The organism is Stenotrophomonas sp. YJH_SMC_48-3 (assembly GCF_059369375.1).
The window spans coordinates 1-20,148 of the sequence record NZ_JCAFSQ010000001.1 but is presented as its reverse complement, the minus strand read 5'-3'; the positions used below and the strand labels follow the sequence as shown (position 1 = coordinate 20,148).

The 20,148-nt window shown below is 67.9% G+C and carries 14 protein-coding genes and 1 rRNA gene; 6 read left to right on the top strand and 9 right to left on the bottom strand.

The genetic code is table 11. The features are described from left to right. Positions 1 to 149 precede the first annotated feature (149 nt). The 4 genes from AC5P65_RS00075 to glyQ form a co-directional block, all read right to left on the bottom strand. The gene (locus AC5P65_RS00075; RefSeq protein ID WP_111098076.1) at positions 150 to 4,004 is read right to left on the bottom strand and encodes a translocation/assembly module TamB domain-containing protein; all 3,855 of its coding nucleotides are present in this window, start codon (positions 4,002 to 4,004) and stop codon (positions 150 to 152) included. Next, positions 4,001 to 5,797 carry an autotransporter assembly complex protein TamA gene (locus AC5P65_RS00070; protein WP_019661765.1) on the bottom strand — a complete coding sequence of 599 codons (1,797 nt, stop codon included), beginning with the start codon at positions 5,795 to 5,797 and terminating at the stop codon, positions 4,001 to 4,003. Before AC5P65_RS00070 ends, AC5P65_RS00075 begins: the two co-directional genes overlap by 4 nt. A 244-nt stretch (positions 5,798 to 6,041) precedes the next feature. Beyond that, positions 6,042 to 8,117, bottom strand: a complete 2,076-nt coding sequence (gene glyS / locus AC5P65_RS00065) for a glycine--tRNA ligase subunit beta (protein ID WP_111098077.1) — start codon at positions 8,115 to 8,117, stop codon at positions 6,042 to 6,044. 73 nt (positions 8,118 to 8,190) lie between these two features. Continuing rightward, positions 8,191 to 9,102, bottom strand: a complete 912-nt coding sequence (gene glyQ / locus AC5P65_RS00060; protein ID WP_111098078.1) for a glycine--tRNA ligase subunit alpha — start codon at positions 9,100 to 9,102, stop codon at positions 8,191 to 8,193. Between the two features lie 83 nt (positions 9,103 to 9,185). Between glyQ and AC5P65_RS00055 the strand changes: the two genes are divergently transcribed. From AC5P65_RS00055 to AC5P65_RS00045, 3 genes are read left to right on the top strand one after another with little or no spacing between them, the layout of a single operon-like run. Continuing rightward, positions 9,186 to 11,021 (top strand): GspE/PulE family protein, encoded by a 1,836-nt coding sequence (locus tag AC5P65_RS00055; protein WP_111098079.1) that lies wholly within the window; start codon positions 9,186 to 9,188, stop codon positions 11,019 to 11,021. Then, the gene (locus AC5P65_RS00050) at positions 10,993 to 11,739 is read left to right on the top strand and encodes a glutamine amidotransferase (protein WP_111098080.1); all 747 of its coding nucleotides are present in this window, start codon (positions 10,993 to 10,995) and stop codon (positions 11,737 to 11,739) included. Before AC5P65_RS00055 ends, AC5P65_RS00050 begins: the two co-directional genes overlap by 29 nt. 49 nt (positions 11,740 to 11,788) lie before the next feature. Beyond that, a complete protein-coding gene (locus tag AC5P65_RS00045; protein ID WP_019661770.1) occupies positions 11,789 to 12,700 on the top strand; it encodes a BPSS1780 family membrane protein in 912 nt (303 codons plus the stop codon). A gap of 85 nt (positions 12,701 to 12,785) precedes the next feature. Here the strand turns inward: AC5P65_RS00045 and tatC are convergent, their stop codons facing one another. From tatC to AC5P65_RS00025, 4 genes are all read right to left on the bottom strand, one after another. After that, positions 12,786 to 13,535 carry a twin-arginine translocase subunit TatC gene (gene tatC / locus AC5P65_RS00040; RefSeq protein WP_058979271.1) on the bottom strand — a complete coding sequence of 250 codons (750 nt, stop codon included), beginning with the start codon at positions 13,533 to 13,535 and terminating at the stop codon, positions 12,786 to 12,788. Beyond that, entirely contained in the window at positions 13,532 to 13,993 is a 462-nt protein-coding gene (gene tatB, locus AC5P65_RS00035; protein WP_019661771.1) for a Sec-independent protein translocase protein TatB, read from the bottom strand. Before tatB ends, tatC begins: the two co-directional genes overlap by 4 nt. Positions 13,994 to 14,008: 15 nt before the next feature. After that, on the bottom strand, positions 14,009 to 14,236 hold the full coding sequence (gene tatA, locus AC5P65_RS00030) for a Sec-independent protein translocase subunit TatA (protein ID WP_026347229.1): 228 nt from the start codon (positions 14,234 to 14,236) through the stop codon (positions 14,009 to 14,011). Between the two features lie 75 nt (positions 14,237 to 14,311). After that, positions 14,312 to 15,202, bottom strand: coding sequence for a lipid-binding SYLF domain-containing protein (locus AC5P65_RS00025; RefSeq protein WP_019661773.1), 891 nt, complete (start codon positions 15,200 to 15,202; stop codon positions 14,312 to 14,314). 165 nt (positions 15,203 to 15,367) lie between these two features. On the opposite strand from AC5P65_RS00025, the gene hemH reads away from it, so the two are divergent. The 3 genes from hemH to AC5P65_RS00010 all read left to right on the top strand — a co-directional run bounded on the left by hemH (position 15,368) and on the right by AC5P65_RS00010 (position 19,577). After that, entirely contained in the window at positions 15,368 to 16,330 is a 963-nt protein-coding gene (gene hemH / locus AC5P65_RS00020; protein ID WP_019661774.1) for a ferrochelatase, read from the top strand. After that, a complete protein-coding gene (locus tag AC5P65_RS00015; RefSeq protein WP_495215344.1) occupies positions 16,327 to 17,181 on the top strand; it encodes an alpha/beta fold hydrolase in 855 nt (284 codons plus the stop codon). Before hemH ends, AC5P65_RS00015 begins: the two co-directional genes overlap by 4 nt. Positions 17,182 to 17,471: 290 nt before the next feature. Then, complete coding sequence (locus AC5P65_RS00010) at positions 17,472 to 19,577, top strand: methyl-accepting chemotaxis protein (RefSeq protein WP_021204699.1); 2,106 nt, start codon at positions 17,472 to 17,474, stop codon at positions 19,575 to 19,577. 479 nt (positions 19,578 to 20,056) lie between these two features. Here AC5P65_RS00010 and rrf read toward each other — a convergent pair. Continuing rightward, a 5S ribosomal RNA gene (gene rrf, locus AC5P65_RS00005) occupies positions 20,057 to 20,148 on the bottom strand; the annotation flags it as partial.

Here is a 20,148-nt window from a genome sequence, read left to right as displayed (position 1 = left end):
GCTGGGGCCGCATGGGGCAACGGCTGATGGTTGGGGGCACGTACCTGTAGAGCCGAGCCCACGCTCGGCTGCTCTTCTGCCCGCCCCACCTTCCCACGCTGCGCGCGGAAGCCGAGCATGGCTCGGCTCTACAGGGATGCCACGGCGGGTTACTTCTCCCGCCGCCAGTTGATCGACCCACGGTTTTCCACCGTGCTCGACTCCACTTCCACATCAAACCCGCGGCGCAGCAGGTACTTCAGCGTGATCACCGAACCTGCGCCCACCAGCGACACGCCGTAACCCACGTACAGCTTGGGCGAGATGTACTTGCCGACGCCGATCACCGAGCCGCCCAGCGCGCGCGACTGGCTCACGCCGGCATCGTCCAGGCCCAGCTTGGCACCCAGCTGCGACGCCAGCAGGCCACTGCCGGCCGAGAGCGCCGCCGAGGCCGCGTTGACCTGCTGCGCCTGGTCGCTGCTGGCGCCGGTCAGGCTGCGTCCCAGAACCAGATAGGCCAGTGCCTCGGACTGCGACATCGCAGGATCGGACCACACGTCGGCACGCGGTTGCTGGGCACGCCCGGTCACGTCGATGCCGGCGGTGACATCACCGATCCGTCGCTCGGCACGGATGTTGATGCGCGGGTCGGACACCGCGTTGTAGTTCCAGTTGAGGTTGCCGCGGGTGATGGTCAGGTCCTGCCCGTACGCCTTGTAGCGGCCGCTCACTTCCAGGCCGCCATTGGCGGTCATTTCGCGGCCGGGCTTGGCCCAGACCTGCATCTTGCCGGTCAGCGCGCCCTTCAGGCCGAACCCGGTCATCTTCACCTTTTCGCCGAGGCTGACGGTCAGGTCCATGTCCAGCGGCGAGGTGCGCGACTCTTCCGGATCAGCCGGATCCAGCACGACCACGTCTTCGGACACCGAGGTGCCACGGTCCAGGCGCTCCAGGTCGATGTCGGCCTCGGGCACGTGGACGGTACCGCGCAGCTCCATCGCTGCCTTGGCCAGGGTGAAGTCGAGGTTGGGGTTGGCGACGATGCGCAGTTCGCTGGTGTTGGACAGCAGCACGTTCTCGCCGTGGATCTTCAGCTGCAAGGGCTGCGCATCACCGAACCACGACAGGCCACCGTCCACGTACAGCGTGCCCTGGCCGGAGTTGGCCTGCGCGGTGATCTTGGCTGAACCGTCGGGCTGGGCCACGAAGCTGCCCTTGCCCTGGTCGAAGGTCAGGCCCAGCGCGGGGAATTCGCCCTTGAAGTTGCTCAGCTGCGCGTCGCCACCCAGCGACGGCTGCCCGCGCGTACCGCGCAGGCTCACGTGGCCCTCGATCAGGCCGGTCGGGCGCACGATGTCCGGCGAGAACAGCTCCAGCCAGTACAGCCGCGACATGTTCAGATAGAGCTCACCGTTCAGTGGTGCACTGGCTTCCCAGCCGGTCTGCATCTTCGCGTCGACGAAGCCGTTGCCCTGGAAGCCCATGCCCAGGTAGCCCTTGATGCTGGACGGGGTCATGTCGAGCTTCAGCGAGAACTGGTCATAGCGCACCAGTTCGCCGCGGGTGGTATCGCCCACGGTGTTGCGGTTCTCGCCCAGGCGCACGCCGCCTTCCTTCGAGCGCACTTCCACATGGCCTTCCCAGGCCGCGCCACGCGGGCGGATCTGCGCGTCCAGGCTGACGTCGCCGCGCAGATAGATGCGGCGGCCGGACTGCGGCGGCAGCCACGGCTGCACCAGCGCCAGCGGCAGCGCGTCACTGCGCACCACCAGGCCTTCGCGCGGCCAGTTGGCCTGTGCGCACAGCGCGCCGCTGCTGGCGGCGGCCAGGCAGGCTTCGGACAGGGTGTAGGTGCTGCCGTTGATCGCGAACGCCGCCGGTGCACGCAGCGACCACGCATCACCCTTCACCGGTGCGATGCGCAGCGAGGCCAGCTCGCCGCGCCACTGCGTGCCCTGCTGGCGCACGCTGCCCTGCAGCTCGATCGCCCCCATCTCGTTGCGGGTCTGCGCAGCCAGGCGCAGGTTGGAGACACTGCCCTGCGCATCCACGTTCAAGCGCTCCAGCAGCATGCCCGCGTTGACCTGCTGGCCCTGGATCGCCAGCGTGCCGCTGTCGCCGCGCCACGGCAGGCGGCCCTTGATGCTCACGCTTTCGGCGCCGTAGCCGTCCCAGTTGAGGTTGTTGCCGACCAGGTCGGCGGTGATGTCCGGCGCGTCGCGCGGGCCCTTCACCTGTACCTGGCCACGCAGGCCACCATCGGCACCCGGCAGCAGATCGCTCAGCTGCAGCGGTTCGAAACGCGCATCGATATCGAGGCGGTCGCCGACCTTGCCCGACGCGGTCACCCGGCTGCTGCCCAGCGACAGCTTCAGGTCGCCCTGGCCCTGCGCGCCCTGCAGCGCGAACTTTCCCTGCGCATCGAGATTGCGCTGGCGCAGCACGCCCTTCAGCGACGGCAGATCGACCGTGGCTTCCAGTGTGCCGGTGGTACCCGGCGGTGCGTTTGCCGGCGGCGGCAGTTGCCGTCCCTTCGAAGCCAGGTTGCCGGACAGCCGGCCGTTCCAGCCCGGCACGAAGTAGCCAGGGTCGAAGTCCTTCAGCGTGGCCTTGGCATCCCAGTCCAGCTGCGGTGCCCACGCCACCTGGCCTTCCACCTGCAGCTGTCCACCCGGCGTCTGCGCCTGCAACTGGTGGATCGACGCGGCCTGGTCGTTGCCGCGTACGTCGAAGCGCAGCTGGGCCTTCTGCTTTTCGCGTTCGACATCGGCGCGGCCGATCGCCGCCCAGGCCTTCAGGGTACCGGCCAGGCCGAAGCGTGCTTCCTTCAGGGTGACCGGCACCGGTGCGCTGCCGGCGGTGTTCGGGTCCGGTGCCGGCACCCAAGTCAGGTCACGCGCGACCACCGAGAAGTTGAGCTTCTGCTGGTCTTCCTGACTGAAATCGGCGGTACCTTCCAGCCGCGCCTCACCGCCAAGGCCCTTCACCAGCAGCGGTGAGACCTTCAGCACCTGGTCCTGCAATGACACCACCGACGGTGCCAGTTCCAGTTCCTGATCGCCCTGCTTTACCTTGCCACGCAGGTTGGCATTGCCGCCCTTGCCGGCGGCGGTGAAGTCCAGCGACAACGGCGCGATCGCCGAGCTCGCCAATGCTGGCGACAGCAGCGCCAGATCCAGCTCGTCGCTGCGCACGCTGGCGTTCCAGGTCGGGTCGGTGCGGCCATCGAACACCAGCATCGCGTGCAGTGGCTTCGGCGCGCGCCCGGCTACGGCCACTTCCATGTGCGACAGGTCACCGCGGGCGACCAGGCCCACCGTGGCGGCCGTGCGCCCACGCGGTGCCGGCAGCACGGCAGTGACGGTCACGTCGGTGTCGTAGTCCTTGGCCGGGATGTAGCGACCCTGGGCGGTGAAGTTGCCCATGTCGCTGTCCACCACCAGCCTGCGTGCCTGGAACTCGCCATTGGCGATCTCGATGCCACCACGCACGCGACTGATGTCGATCACCGGCTCGTTGGCCTGGCTGATGCGGAAGCCGTCGATGGCGATGGCGTCGGCCTGGATCGCCAGCGGCATCTCGATCTGCGGCAGCGAATCGGGCCACGACGGCAGCTCGAACGGCTCATCGCTCTTGGCCAGGTTCAACGTCGCGTTGCTCAGCTCCAGCTTGTCCAGCAGCAGCTTGCGGCCCAGCAGCGGGCGCAGGTCCGGCTCCAGGTAGGCGCGCTCGGCGTGGAAATGGATGTCGTCGTAACGGAAGTCGACGTTGTAAAGGGTCAGCGGCCCTGCCACCGGGCCGTCCACCTTGTCCCAGGTGAAGCTGGCACCCACCGGCAGGCGCGCCACCACCTGGGCCAGCAGTACGTCACGGCCGGCCACGGTCTGCAGCAGCCAGTACACCGCCAGCAGGGCCAGCAGCACCAGGCCCAGCACGCCCACGCCGGACCAGGCCCAGAAGCGGCGGCGCCGGTAGAAACGCACGCGCGGCGGCCTGTTCGGAGTCGGTGCGGGGGAACTCACAGGTCCGCTCCGATGTTGAGGTACAGCTGGAACTGCGAATCCGGGTTGTTCAGGCCGTGCGCGATATCCACCCGCACCGGGCCCACCGGCGATTTCCAGCGCACGCCGAAGCCGACGCCGGTATGCAGGTCGATGGTGTTGTCGAAGGCACTGCCGGTATCGACGAACACCGCCGCACCCCAGGGGCCACCGTTGAAGTAGTGCTCGTACTCGGCCGAGCCGATCACCAGGTTCTTGGCACCCAGCGCATACTTGTCCGGCTTCGGCGTACGCGGGCCAACCTCACGGTAGGCGTAGCCGCGGATGCTGCGGTCACCACCGGCGAAGTAGCGCAGGCTCGGCGGCATCGCCACCAGGTCGCTGGTCCAGGTGGTGCCACCCTCGCCGCGCAGGATCAGGCGATTGCTATCGCCCACCGGGATGTACCAGCGCAGCACGGCATTGGCCTGCACGAAGCTGGTGTCCGAACCCGCACCTTCCACACCGGCGCGCATCGTTGCCGTACCGCTGACGCCCTTGCGCGGGAACAGCTCGTCATCGACGTCGACGTAGTCGGCGACCAGCTGCGGGTAGACCAGCGTCGAGGTGTTGTAGACCGCGTCGGTGAATTCGGTGCCCGAGGCATAGCGCCAGCGCTCGCGCAGCGCGTTGATCGAGGCGATCGCGGTCCAGTGTTCGTTGATCTCGCCGCTGCGGCTGGCGATCAGCTTGAAGTTGCGCAGGTCGATGTAGTCGGTCTGCTCGTCGTAGGCGCTGGCAGCGAAGGTGTACCAGCCATCAAGCCAGTTGAAGGCTGGAATGCGGTAGCTGGTGATCAGGCTCTTGCGCTTCTGCGCATAGTCCAGCTGCGTGTTCATCTTGTGGCCGCGGTTGTTCAGGAACCGCCGCTCGATGCCACCACGCACACCCGGGCCACTCTCGCTGCCGTAGCTCAGGCCCGCGGTGTAGATGGTGCGCTTGGCGCGCGTCAGCTTCACGTCCACCGGCACTTCGCCGTTTTCGTCGGCCTGGTCCGGGCGCGGCTGGATGTCGATCACGCTGAAGTAGTCCAGCTTGGTCAGCGACTCGCGCAGCCGGTCCAGCTTGCCCTCGTGGTAGTAGCTGCCCTGCTCCCAGTACACCAGCGGGTCGAACAGCTTGTCGACGAAGTAGTCCTGCTGGAAGCGCACCGGGCCCATGTTGTAGCGGCGGCCGCTGTCCCAGGTCAGGTCGATGTCGGCCGCGTTGTCGGCGCGGGTGATCTGCACCTGGCGCTGGGTGTAGTCGGCGTCGAAGTAGCCACGCTCGGCCAGGCGCCGGGTGATGGTGATCTTGCTGGCTTCGTACTGGGTGTGCTCGAAGCGCTGGCCCTTGCGGGGCTTGAATGCGGCCAGGTCGTCCTGCAGGTACTGGTCGTACATCGCCGGGCCGGTGATGTCGATGTGCTCGCGGCGCACGGTCACCGGGGCCCCCTTGTCGACATGGATGAGCACGCGCACGTGCTCATCCTGGCGCGGCGCCTCGACCTTGATCACCGGGTTGTAGTACCCGAACGGTTCCAGCGCCTGGCGGGTCTGCCGCTCGGCCTGCGACAGCAGGTACTCCAGGCGCGATTCACCCTGCTCCTTGCCGATCGTGTCGAACAGCGACAGCGATTCCTGGATGTTCTCGATGATTGCGGCGTCGTCGCCCTTGTCCAATCCCTTGATGTCCACCTTGTCGATGGTGCCGCGCGCGTGGGCCACGGAGGTGGCGGCCAGCGACAGGACCATCAGCGGCAGGGCGTATTTCTTTGGCTGCATGCGGCACAGCATACCGACCGGAGGTGACGATGCGAAATGCATCACGTCGTTGGAGATCGGTTGTTAAGTGGCGGTCAAAATACGCGCCTTTGTGGCAATCATCGGGATCGCACGCGAGGATGCCGACGTCGCGTGCGGCGACGGCGATGATCCCGATGGACATCCGCCGGCGATGTTCCGGTAGTGCCGGCCGCTGGCCGGCAACCCACAGATCCGGGGCAATGCCGGCCAGCGGCCGGCACTACCGATACGGGCGTCAGCTCGACAGATGCTCGATCGCCGCCACCTTGCCCAGGCGCTCGCCCAGCATCGTCAGCAGCGCCAGGCGGTTGCCACGCAGCGCCGGATCCTCCGCGTTGACCATCACGCCATCGAAGAACGCGTCGACCTGCGGACGCAGGCGCGCCAGGCGTGCCAGCACCGCCACATAGTCCTTCTGGTGCAGGCTGGCGCCGGTGTCATCAATGGCGGCGGTGACCGCTTCGGCCAGCGCGCGCTCGGCATCTTCCTGCAGCAGTGCCGCGTCGATCTGCGCCGGAATCTCGCCCTCGGCCTTGCGCAGGATGTTGCGGATGCGCTTGTTGGCCGCGGCCAGCGCTTCGGCTTCCGGCAGCGTCGCAAAGATGCCGATCGCATCCAAGCGGCGGTCGAAGTCGTACAGCGAGGCCGGTTTCAGCTCGGCCACAGCGTTGAAGTGTGAAGCCGGCACGCCCTTGTCGCCGTAGTAGCCCTTCAGGCGGTCGAGGATGAAGTCGTACAGCTCGCCGACGTCGGCCTGCACGTTGCGCGCCGCCAGGCCGCCGTTGGCGCTGGCCAGCAGCGCGCGCAGGTCCAGCTCGAAGCCGCTTTCGATGATCGTGCGGGCCAGGCCCAGCGCGTTGCGGCGCAGGGCGAACGGGTCCTTGTTGCCGGTCGGCTTCAGGCCTGCAGCAAAACCACCGGCCAGCGTATCCACGCGTTCGGCGATGGCCAGCACCTTGCCCAGCGGCGACAGCGCGATGTCATCACCACCGAAGCGCGGCTGGTAGGCCTCGTCGATGGCCAGTGCCACGTCGGCCGATTCACCACCTGCCACGGCGTAGTGGCGGCCGGCGATGCCCTGCAGTTCCGGGAATTCGTTGACCATGCGCGACTGCAGGTCGTTCTTGGCCAGCTCGGCAGCCCGCTTGGCCTGCGCCGGATCGGCACCGACCTGGGCTGCGATCACTTCGGCCAGTGCGGCCACGCGCGCCACCTTGTCGGCCACGCTGCCCAGCTTGGCCTGGTAGGTCACCGTCTTCAGGCCCTCACCCATCGACACCAGGCCCTGCTTCAGATCCTCGTCGAAGAAGAACTTGGCATCGGCGAAGCGCGGGCGGATCACCCGCTCGTAGCCCTTGGCCACTTCGGCCACGTTCTTCGACTCGATGTTGGCAATGCCGATGAACTTCTCGGTCAGCGTGCCGGCCGCATCCAGCACGGGGAAGAACTTCTGGTTGATTTCCATCGTCTCGATCAGCGCTTCCTGCGGCACCGCCAGGAACGCGGGCTCGAAGCTGCACAGCACTGCCGACGGCCATTCGACCAGGTTCACCACCTGCTCCAGGTTGTCCTCGGTGATGCGGGCACTGCCACCGGCCTTGGCTGCGGCGGCTTCGACCTCGGCGACGATGCGTGCGCGGCGCTCGCTCGGATCGACCAGCACGAACGCGGCGCGCAGCGCTTCAACGTAGTCCTGCGGCTGTGCCAGCGACACGGCCTGGTCGTGGTGGAAGCGGTGGCCACGGCTGACACGGCCGGCCTGCAGGCCGAACAGTTCGGCCTCGACCACAGTGGCACCGTGCAGCAGCACCAGCCAGTGCGCCGGGCGCGCGAAACCCCAGGCGTGATCGCCCCAGCGCATCGGCTTGGGAATCGGCATCGCCGCGATCGCCTCGCGCAGGATCTCCGGCAGCAGGCTGGCGGTGCTCGCGCCCGGGGTCACTGCGCGGTGCACGAAGCGCTCACCCTTGTTGTCGGTGGTCTTCTCCAGCGCGGTCCAGTCGATCCCGGCCTTGGCGGCGAAGCCCTGCAGGGCCTTGGTCGGCTGGCCTTCGGCGTCCAGCGCGATGTTCAGGTACGGGCCCAGCACTTCGCTGTGCTGTTCCGGCTGTTCCAGGCCGACGCCCGGCAGCAGCACGGCCAGGCGGCGCGGGGTGGACAGCGGGCGCGCATCGCCCAGTTCCAGCGCGATGCCACGCTTGCGCAGGCCTTCGACAACACCGTCAAAGAAGGCCTGGGCCAGGCCCGGCAGCGCCTTGACCGGCAACTCTTCGGTGCCCAGTTCAATCAGCAGGGGGGACAGTTGGCTCATCGTTTCAATCCTGTGGTGGGGGCGCAGCGCGCGACGCGTCCGGCGCCCCGGAGTAAGGGGGAGAGCGCGGCCTTCAGGCCTTCTTCGCGCCCGGGAAGCCCAGCTTCTCGCGCTGCTCGTAATACGCCTTGGCCACCGCCTGGGCCAGCGCGCGCACCCGCAGGATGTAGCGCTGGCGCTCGGTCACGCTGATCGCGCGGCGCGCATCGAGCAGGTTGAAGGTGTGGCTGGCCTTCATCACCTGCTCGTAGGCCGGCAGCGGCAGGCCCACTTCCACCAGCTTCTGCGCTTCACGCTCGCAGGCATCGAAGCGGTGGAACATTTCTTCCACGTCGGCGTATTCGAAGTTGTAGGTGCTCTGCTCCACCTCGTTCTGGTGGTAGACGTCACCGTAGGTCACCGGCTGGCCGTCCGGGCCGTAGGTCCAGACCAGGTCGTAGACGTTGTCGCAGTTCTGCAGGTACATGCACAGGCGCTCGAGACCATAGGTGATCTCGCCCAGCACCGGGCGGCATTCCAGGCCACCGGCCTGCTGGAAGTAGGTGAACTGGGTCACTTCCATGCCGTTGAGCCAGACTTCCCAGCCCAGGCCCCACGCGCCCAGCGTCGGCGATTCCCAGTTGTCCTCGACGAAGCGCAGGTCGTGCACCAGCGGATCGATGCCCAGTGCCTTCAGCGAATCCAGGTACAACTGCTGGATGTTGTCCGGCGCCGGTTTCATCGCCACCTGGTACTGGTAGTAGCGCTGCAGGCGGTTCGGGTTCTCACCGTAACGGCCATCGGTCGGGCGCCGCGACGGCTGCACGTAGGCCGCATTCCAGCCTTCCGGACCGATCGCACGCAGGAAGGTGGCCGGGTGGAAGGTACCGGCGCCCACCTCCAGGTCGAGCGGCTGGATGAGCACGCAGCCCTGCTGGGCCCAGAACTGGTTCAGGGTCTGGATCAGGCCCTGGAAGGTGATCGGAACGGTCGGGGTCGCGGACATGCGTACGAGTCTTGGCCGGCAAGGGGGTGCGCTAGTATAACGGCCGACCTGCGGGGCATTCCGTACCCGGGAGGAGCAGGCAGATGGAACATCGGCTGCCGGCAGGCACGCCCGGCGAGGCGGGCGGCGTCCCGCTGCCCTGGGGACGGCTGCATTTCGAGCAGATTGCCGCGGCTCTGGTCGCCGATGACCTGGTGGCCGAGCAGGACCGCGAGCGCATGCGGTTTTCCGCGCAGGGCGCGCGCAATGCTAGTGAAGTGCACCCGCTGGTGCTGCTGTCCAACCTCAAGCTGGCCGCCAACGGCGGCGGCGAGCTGACCCTTGAACGGCTGACCGAGTGGCTGGCGCAGCGCACCGGCAGCCGCTACCTGCGCATCGACCCGACCCGGGTCGACGTCGCCGCGGTCACCGCGCTGGTCTCCCACGCCTACGCCCGCCGCCACCGCTTCCTGCCGCTGGCGGTGGACGCCGAGCGCGTGCTGGTGGCCACCAGCGAGCCGCTGGTGCAGGAATGGCGCCGCGACCTGCAGCACCTGACCCGCCGCCGCATCGAGCTGGCAGTGGTCAACCCGCTGGACCTGCACCGCTACACCATGGAGTTCTACGGGGTGACCCGCTCGGTGCGCGGCGCCCGTGGCGACGTGCGTGGCGAGGCCAGCACCACGCTGCCCAGCTTCGAGCAGCTGGTCGAGCTGGGCCGCACCGGCGACGTCAATGCCGACGACCAGCACATCGTGCACATCGTCGACTGGCTGCTGCAGTACGCCTACGAACAGCGCGCCTCGGACATCCATCTGGAGCCGCGTCGCGAGATGGGCCGCATGCGCTTCCGCATCGACGGCGTGCTGCACAAGGTGTTCGAGGTGCCGCCAGCGGTGATGACCGCGGTGGTCAGCCGTATCAAGGTGCTCGGCCGCATGGACCTGGCCGAGCGGCGGCGCCCGCAGGATGGACGCATCAAGACCCGCTCGCCGGGTGGCCGCGAGGTCGAGATGCGCCTGTCGACCATGCCCACCGCCTTCGGCGAGAAGTGCGTGATGCGCATCTTCGACCCGGATGCTGCGTTCAAGAGCATCGACCAGCTCGGTTTCAGCCCGCAGGAGGCCGCCGGCTGGAATGCGCTGGTCGAGCGGCCGCACGGCATCGTGCTGGTCACCGGTCCAACCGGCTCGGGCAAGACCACCACCCTGTATTCCACGCTGAAGCGGCTGGCCACGCCGGACGTGAACGTGTGCACGGTGGAGGACCCGATCGAGATGATCGCGCCGGAGTTCAACCAGATGCAGGTGCAGGCAAACATCGACCTGGACTTCGCCAGCGGCGTGCGCACCCTGCTGCGGCAGGACCCGGACATCATCATGATCGGCGAGATCCGCGACCTGGAGACCGCGCAGATGGCGGTCCAGGCCTCGCTGACCGGCCACCTGGTGCTGTCCACCCTGCATACCAACGACGCGCCCTCGGCGGTCACCCGCCTGCTCGACCTGGGCGTGCCGCACTACCTGCTCGCCAGCACCCTCAACGGCATCCTCGCCCAGCGCCTGGTGCGCACGCTGTGCCCGCACTGCAAGCAGCCGAACACCCTTGGTGCTGCCGACTGGGCGGTGCTGGCTGATAGCGATGGCGCATATCCAGATGCCGCCACGCCCTGTCGGCCGGTTGGCTGCCTGGAGTGCCGGCGCACCGGATTCCTTGGCCGCATCGGCCTGTATGAGTTGCTGCCATTGGGCTCGCGGCTGCGCGGGCAGATCCGCGCCGACATGGATCTGGCCGGTTTCAGCCGTGCCGCACGTGCTGAAGGGCTGCGGACCCTGCGCCAGGCCGGGCTTGAAAAGGTGGCGCAGGGGCTGACTACAATCGAGGAAGTCCTGTCAGTACTGCCGCCCCCGGATGAATCCAGCCCCGTTCCTGATCGTTGAAACCGGCCGACCGGTGCCGTCATTGCGCCGCTACGGGCGCTTTCCGCACTGGATTCGCGTCGCCGCCGGGCTGGAAGAACACGAGACGGTGGTGGTCGATGTCGAGCACGGTGGCGCCCTGCCCGATCCGCATGCCTTTGCTGGCGTGCTGGTGACCGGCTCGGCCGCCTTCGTCACCGACCACGCCGACTGGAGCGAGCGCAGCGCCGCATGGCTGCGCCAGACTGCCCACGCCGGTCTGCCAGTGTTCGGCATCTGCTATGGCCATCAGTTGCTGGCCCATGCGCTGGGGGGCGAGGTGGCCTACAACCCGGCTGGCCGCGAGTCCGGCACGATCGAACTGGAACTGCAGCCGCAGGCGGCACAGGACCCGTTGTTCCAGGGCCTGCCGCAGCATTTCGCCGCCCACGCCACCCACCTGCAGACCGTGCTGCGTGCGCCCGAGGGTGCCCAGGTGCTGGCACGCTCGCCGCTGGATGGCTGCCATGCATTCCGCTGGGGCCGCCACGCCTGGGGGGTGCAGTTCCATCCGGAATTCGCCACCCACCACATGCGCGGCTACGTGCGTGCCCGCGCCGACTGCATCGGTCGCCACGGCGGCTGCGCCCGCACCATCGAGCGCGCAGTCAGCGCCGCGCCGCTGGCCCGCCAGCTGTTGCGCCGTTTCGTGCGCCAGGCGCGGCTGTCTTCAGCCCAGCCGACGGCAAAACAGGGATAATCGGCGGCACGGGCAGCCGCCCGGCCCCTCCTGTCCCTCCCGGATGTCCATGAAAGAGATTCGCAAGCTGCCGGCTTCGGCGGGCGCCCAGTGGTTGCTGGATACGTTCTCCCTGTACCGGCGTGCGCCGCTGCAGCTGGCCCGGATCGGCCTGGCCTGGCTGCTGGTGAGCTGGCTGGTCACCCTGTTGTCCACGCTGATTCCCGGCGCGGCAGGCATGGCCGTGCAGCTGATGACCCTGGCCATCTCGCCGATCATGTTCGGCGGCATGCTCTACGCCGTGGGCGAGATCGACGAAGGCCGCCCGGGCCTGGCCTCGCACTTGCTGCAGCCGATCCGCGACCACCGCGTCAGCCACCTGCTGGTGCCGCTGGCGATCCAGGTGCTGGCGGTACTGCTGCTGGGCGCGCTGCTGTTCATGATGATCGGTCGCGAGGGCTTCACCGCCTTCAGCGAGGTCATGACCAAGATGGAAGAGATCAGCCGCAGTGGCCAGCAGATCAAGCCGGACGATGCCGCCGCGCTGGTCGCCAACCTGCCGGCAAAGCGCATTGCGCTGTGGATGCTGCTGGTGTTCCTGAGCGCGGTGGCGCTGTCGCTGGCGATGTTCACCCAGCCGGCGCTGGTGGTGTTCGACAAGCAGAGCGGCATGCATGCGCTGCGCCTGAGCCTGCAGGGCTGCATCGAAAACATCGGCGCGATGATCGTGTTCGCCGCACTCGGCCTGATCGCCGCGTTCTGCATGTACATCCTGTTCGTGATCGTGATCCAGATCGCGATGCTGATCGGTGGCCCGCTGGCCGCGGCCTTCATCGCCCAGCTGGTACTGACCACGGTGCTGATGCCGCTGTATGTCGGTGCGGTCTACGCCGCGTGGAAGCAGATGTTCGTGCATCGCGGCAGCCGTGCAGCGCCGCCGATCCCGACCACGCCGACCTCGAGCGACGTGTTCCACGCCTGACCGGTCCCACCGGGAGCGCCGGGCCATGCCCGGCGGTGGCATCACATCGCACCCCGCACGCCGGGCATGGCCCGGCCCTACCGCATCACGCGGCGGGTTTCTTCACTACCGACGACGGCACCAGCCAGCGTGCGGCGTGGATGCCCAGCTCGTACAGCAGGCACATCGGGATCGCCAGCATCAGCTGCGAGACCACGTCCGGCGGAGTCAGCACTGCGGCTACCACGAAGATGCCGACGATTGCGTAGCCACGGCCTTCCTTGAACTGCTGCGGCGTCACCCAGCCCAGCAGCACCAGGATCACCATCGCCACCGGCAGTTCGAAGCTGCCGCCGAAGGCGAAGAAGATCGCCAGCACGAAATCCAGGTAGGCGTTCGCATCCGGGGTGATCGCGATCACGTCCGGGCTGAAGGTGGTGAGGAAGTGGAACACCGCCGGCAGCACCAGGAAGTAGGCGAAGGCGCAGCCGATGTAGAACAGCAGCACCGACGACACCAGCAGCGGTACGGCCAGGCGTTTCTCACGCGCGTACAGGCCCGGGGCAACAAACGCCCACAACTGGTACAGCAGCCACGGCACCGCCACGAACAGGGCGACGAAGAAGGTCAGCTTCAGCGGGGCGAAGAAGGCGCCGGCCGGGTTGGTGGCGATCATCGTCTGCCCGTTCGGCAGCTGCGACACCAGCGGTTCGGCCAGTGCGTTGTACAGCTTCTGGGTAAACGGCAGCAGCGCCAGCAGCACCACGCCCAGGCCCAGCAATGCGCGCACCAGGCGGCCGCGCAGTTCCACCAGATGCTCGACCAGCGAGCTTTCGCCGAAATCCTGTTCACTCATGGCTGGCGCTCCGTGCTCTGCGGCGGCGGTGTCGCGGCTGCTTCAGCGGGCGCGTCAGCAGCCGCCCCGGCAACGGCGCCAGCCTGGGCCGGTGGGTCCACGCCGGGCTGGGCAATCATGTGCGGCGGCAGATCGGCCTGCGCCGGTGCTCGCACTTCCTGCGCCAGATCGTCGCCCTGCTGCCGCGCCTGCTGGGCCTGGCGACGGAGCGCTTCGCCACTGGCGCGCAGCTGGTTCTCGGTGTCCTGCATGCCTTGGCGCACGTCCTGCATCTGCCGCTTGATCTCTTCAGCGTGCAGTTCGCGCTCCAGTTCCTGTTTCACCGAATCCCACTGGTTGCGGGCACGACGCACCCACAGGCCGGCGAAGCGGGCCGCCTTGGGCAGGCGCTCGGGACCGAGCACCACCAGAGCGACCACGGCAATCACCAGCAGTTCGCTGAAGCCGATATCGAACACCGCGACCGCTCCGGATCAGCGTGGGTTGCGGTCGTGCTCGTCCTGCACGGTGCGCGAGGCATCCTGGCTGCGCGACTCGTCGCCCAGCTGCGCGTTCGGCTTGTCGTCGTCGCGCATGCCCTTCTTGAATTCCTTGACCGCCGAGCCGAGGTCCTTGGCGCCACTGGTCAGGCGCTTGGTGCCGAACACCAGCAGGACGATGGCCAGCACGACCAACCAATGCCAGATGCTGAAACTGCCCATAAAGACGCTCGTTACGTTAGTGATCAGGCTGTCGAGCATAGCGCACCGGCTGTAAGCCGGCGCGCGTGACGAAAGTCAGTTCCCGCCCAGCGTTTCCGTGCGGATTTCGCCGTCATTGACCGGCTGGAAGCCCTGCTGCTGCGGTGGCGGGGTCTGCGGCACGTTCTGCAGCGGCGCCGTGGTGGCTTCCGCCGGGGCGGCCGGTGCTGCCTGAACAGGCGCCGGCGCAACCGCCGGGGCCGCTGCCGGACGCGGTGCGCTGCCGTTGCCGCTGCGGTTGCTGCGTGCAGCGTAGGTGGCCTCTTCCAGGCGGTCACGGAAGGCCACCACATCCATCGACGGCGAACCGGCAGCGCGGCCTTCGAAGATCATGCGCGGCGTGGTGTTGCTGCCGTAGGCATCCAGATTGGCGGCATCATCGATCTGCAGCACCGCACCATCCAGCGCGACGCCGGCAAACAGGCCGCGCGCGCGCGACCAGGACCAGATCTCGGCCTTCAGCTGGCCGTCGGTGGCAGCGGCGGCATTGCGGCCGACCGGGCCGGCGGCGACACCGGCATCGGCGCCCAGCGTGAACTTGCCATTGACCAGGTTGTCCAGGCTGCGGTCGTTGCGGAACACCAGCACCACGTCCGAGGACTGCACGCCGGCCTGGAAGCCGATGCTGCCGCCGGTCAGCTTCACGAACACCGGATTGGACCAGGCGCCGTTGGGCATGCGCACCGACATCAGGCCGTGGCCACGACGACCACCAATGACCAGACCGGCCTTGATCGTGTCGGGAATGACGATGACCGCGCGGCCTTCGTCGAGCAGTTTGTCCGGAATGCCCTGTTCGGGGATTTCCTGGATTTCAGCAAGCACGCGCACGGCATTGCGCGCACGCTGGTCTTCCTGCGGTCCGGCCATGGCCTGGCTGGACAGCAGGCTGGCGGCGATCAGCAGGGCTTGGATCGGGCGACGCATGGCAGGCTCCAGAAGTCAGTCCATAGGAAGATATAGCAAGTGACTGAAATTAGTAGCGTTGTCATGAATCCCCAATGAGCGTTCCCTGCTCACATTGATGCGCGCTATGCCTGCAATCCGAACCCTGCATCCCGGCACGGCGCCGGATCGGCGACAATACCGCCCATGCTCGACGCACCCGATACCGCCGTGCTGGCGGTCAACCTAGGCACGCCCGAGACGCCGACGGCCCCCGCCGTACGCCGTTACCTGGCCGAATTCCTGTCCGACCGCCGCGTGGTCGCGATCCCGCCACTGCTGTGGCAGCCGCTGCTGCGCGGACTGATCCTGCCCCTGCGCAGCAGTCGTTCGGCGGCCAAGTACGCCCAGGTCTGGCTGCCCGACGGCTCACCGCTGATGGTGCATACACGCCAGCTGGCGCAGGCCATGCAGGCCCTGTTGCCGACCCTGACAGTGCGCCATGCGATGCGTTACGGCGAACCGGCGCTGGCCAGCGAGCTCGACCGCCTAGCAGCCGACGGCGCGCGCCGCATCGTGGTGCTGCCGCTGTACCCGCAGTACTCCACCACCACCACCGCCTCGGTCGAAGACCGCGTCGATGCGTGGCAGCGCCGCAACCCAGGCGTAACCGTCAGCCTGGTGCGCGATTACTCGGTCGATCCAGGCTGGGTCGAGGCCGTGGCCGGATCGATCCGCCGCTACTGGGAGCAGCACGGTCGCGGCCGGAAACTGATGTTCTCCTTCCATGGCATCCCACAGCGCCTGGCCGACGCGGGCGACCCGTATCCGCAGCGCTGCGAGGCAAGCGCGCAGGCCATCGCCCACGCACTGGGCCTGGGCAGGGACGACTGGCAGATGGGTTACCAGTCGCGCTTCGGCCGCGAGCGCTGGCTGCAGCCGTATGCCGAGCCCAGCCTGTGGGCGCTGGCCGAATCCGGCGTGAAGCAGATCGACGTGGTCTGCCCGGGCTTTGCCACCGATTGCCTGGAAACGCTGGAGGAAGTGGCGCTGGGCTTCACCGAGACGCTGGCCGAGCGCGGCGCGACGATGCGCTACATCCCCTGCCTCAACGCCGATCCGGAACACGCTCGCGCCCTGGCGCGGCTGGCCGTGGCCTCGCTGGCATGAGTCTGCAGCCGTTTGAACTGGAGGTCGGTGGCGCGCGCGTCGCCGGCCTGCGCAATCACGGCGACGGCCCGCGCGTGCTGGCCCTGCATGGCTGGCTCGACAATGCGGCCAGCTTCGTGCCGCTGGCGCCGCACCTGTCGCCGTTGCAGCTGGTGGCCATCGACCTGCCCGGGCATGGCCACAGCGCGCACCTGCCGGCCGGTGCCAGCTACACCACGGCCGCCGCGATCTGCCACGTACTCGATGTCGCCGACGCGCTGGGCTGGGACCGCTTCAGTCTGCTCGGTCATTCAATGGGCGCCGGCATCGCCAGTCTCACCACCTCGGTCAGCGACCGCGTCGAGCGGCTGGTGGCGATCGAAGCACTGGGCGGCCTGCGTGGCCCCGAGGAAGAAACGGCCAACCGTCTGCGTGAACATGTAAACGCCACGCGGGGACTGGCACGCAAGCAGTTGCGCGTGTTCCCTGACCTGGCCGCGCCGATCCGTGCGCGGATGATGACCAACCAGCTCAGCGAAGGATGCGCACGGCTGCTGGTCGAGCGGGGCGTGGAACCGGTCGAGGGCGGCTACCGCTGGTGCAGCGATCCGCGGCTGATGCTGCCCACCGCGATCCGCCTCAGCGAAGGCCAGATCGACAACCTGCTGCAGGCCATCGCCTGCCCGACGCAGGTAATCTATGCCGCGCCTGCGCAGTCCTACTACCCCGAGCCGATGCGCAGCGAGCGCCTGCAGCACCTGCGCAACGGGCGGCTGGCGGTGTTTCCCGGCAACCATCACCTGCACATGGAAAACCCGGAACAGATCGCAGACGTGATACTGCACTTCTTCAGCAACGACAACGCCGGCTGAGTCGCGGCGTCCGCGCACTTCACTCCGCGCAGTTGCGGCCGATACATCAGTTGCGGGCCCCTGCGCCCGCCGCACGCGGACCCGGTCGGGCCTGCGGCGTGTGTCTGGTCCTGCAAGGAAGTCCGCATGCCCGCTCTGCTGCACCGTCATCCACAGGATGTGGCCACGGTGCCACGTCTGCCCGTCGCTGATCGCGTCGCATTCCCCGAATTCCCGGCACCCGCCCTCGTCACGCCCTGCTGCGTGCGTTGCGGCGTGGCCGTTGTCTTTAGCTGACCCAGGAGTCGCCGATGTCCGTTGCATCCTCCCGTCCCCCCGATACCGCCCGCCTGCCGCATCTGCAGCAGCTCGCGCGCCGCGCTGACCGCCGCCTGCTGATCGGCAGCGGGATATTGGCTATGGCTGCCCTGGTGCTGGCGCTGCGTGGGCCGCAGGCACAAGCCGCCGCGTTGGCGGCCGTCGCCGTATTGCCAGCCGCGTGGTTGGGCGGCCCCCAGGCGGGCCGGGCCGTCGCCCGCAACGGTCTGGCGTTGCTGTTGTCGCTGCAGCTGGCCGTGTTGTGCGCGATCATCAGCCTGTCACCGGCATTGCCGATTGCCCTGCTGCTGGGCGTGCTGCTGGGCCACCGTGATCGCCTTCCGGTGTGGCTGGCCGGTGGCGTCGGTACGCTCTCCCTGCTGGCACCGCTGCTGGACGGTACTGCGCTGTGGCCGGCGCTGCTGCAGGCCGCGATGCTGGCCGGCCTGACCCTGTTCCTTGGCCAGGTCGCACTGCGGCTCCGCCAGCAGACCGAAGCACTCGGCCACGGTCCCCGCCGGCTGGCCGCGCTGGCGCGCGACATCGCCACCGGCGCCGATCTTGGTGCACATGCTGACACCACCGCCTACGCACCAGGTTCGCTGGCCCATGCGCTGGCCGACACCGCACGCCATGTGCAGGCCCAGCGTGGACGCGAAGCGGAGGCACACGCCGAGAACGCGCAGATCCGCCAGGCCCTCGATGCCTCGCGCACCGCGATGATGATTGCCGACAACGATCACGTGATCCGCTACGTGAACCGCTCGGTGGTGGCCCTGCTGCGTAACCAGCAGGCAACGTTGCGCCAGGCCTTCCCCGATTTCGATGCCGAGCGCCTGGTCGGTAGCAGCATCCATCGCTTCCACGCCAACCCGGACCGGATCCGCGCCATCCTCAATGGCCTGCAGGTCAGCCACAACGGCAAGGTACAGATCGGCCCGGTGCACTTCGCACAGGTGGTTACTCCGGTCTTCGACGCACAGGGCGTGCGCCTGGGCTTCGCCGTGGAGTGGCATGACCGTACCCATGAGCTCGCGTTGGAGAACGCCGTCGCCGGCATCGTCGCGGCCGCCGCCGCCGGCGACCTCGACCAGCGCCTGCAGGCAACCGAAGGTGCCAGCTTCCTCGATGGCCTCACCGGTGGCATCAACCAGTTGCTGGATACGTTGGGCAGTACGGTTGACGAGGTGCGGCAGATGCTCTCGGCGCTGGCCAGCGGCGACCTCGATCGACGCATGCATGGTGAGTATCACGGCGCCTTTGCCGCGATCCAGCGCGATGCCAACGCCACCGCCGGCCAGCTGGCGCGCATGGTGGGCCGTATCCAGCAGTGCGCGTCCTCGATCAGCACCGCTGCGAGCGAAATCGCTGCGGGCAATGGCGCGCTGTCCGAGCGCAGCGAGCGCCAGGCAGCGCACCTGCAGGAAACCGCCGCTTCGATGGAAGAGCTGACCGCCACCGTGCGCCAGAACGCTGCCCATGCGCGCGAGGCGAGCCAGCTGGCAATCACCACCCAGAGCGCCGCCAGCGACGGCAACGTCGCCATGCAGCGGGTCGTCGACACCATGCAGGCGATCGAGGGAGCCTCGAAGCGGATCGGCGACATCACTGGCGTGATCGATGGCATCGCCTTCCAGACCAATATCCTCGCGCTCAACGCGGCAGTGGAGGCCGCCCGTGCCGGCGAGCAGGGCCGCGGCTTCGCGGTGGTGGCCAGCGAGGTGCGCGTGCTGGCGCAGCGCTCCGCCGCCGCCGCACAGGAAATCAAGAAGCTGATCGATGAGGCGGGTCGCCAGGTGGGCGAAGGTGCCCAGCTGGTGGCCGATGCGGGCCAGCGGATGCAGGGCATTGTCGGTGGCGTTGAGAATGTCAGCCACCTGATGCACGAGATTTCGGCGGCCTCTCAGGAGCAGTCGGTTGGCATCGAGCAGATCAACCAGACCGTGGTGCAGATGGATCAGGCCACGCAGCAGAACGCGGCGCTGGTGGAGGAGGCCACCGCTGCCGCACGTGAGCTGCAGTCGCAGGCTGGGACGCTGACTGAAGCGGTGTCGGTCTTCCGCCAGCAGGAAGCACACGAGGTCCCGCGGGCCGCCTGATCAGGGTCTGCCAAGCGAGTGGATGAGGACGGCGCCCGCAGGGCGCCGTCTTTTTATGCGTGACCTGCCCCTGGTAGTGCCGGCCGCTGGCCGGCAACCGATTGCTGTGTGGGCCTGCTGTTGGTGGCGGCCAACCTTGGTTGGCACCGCTGCTCCTCGCAGGGGGTATCCACGCATGGCGTGGATCTACCGGGCGATGTAACGCCATCGGGTTGCCGGCCAGCGGCCGGCACTACCCGGTGTTTACCGCGCACAAAGTTGCCGGCCGCTGGCCGGCAAACGACCGCTGTGTGCGCCTGCTGTTGGTAGCGGCCAACCTTGGTTGGCGCCGCTGTTCCTCGCAGGGGGATCCACGGATGGCGTGGATCTACCGGGCGATGTAACACCGTCGGGTTGCCGGCCAGCGGCCGGCACTACCCGGTGTTTACCGCGCACAAAGAAAAACCCCGCTGCGTAAGCAGCGGGGTTTTGGGTGTAAACCCTGGCGATGACCTACTCTCGCATGGCTTGAGCCACACTACCATCGGCGCAGCTGCGTTTCACTTCCGAGTTCGGGATGGGATCGGGTGGT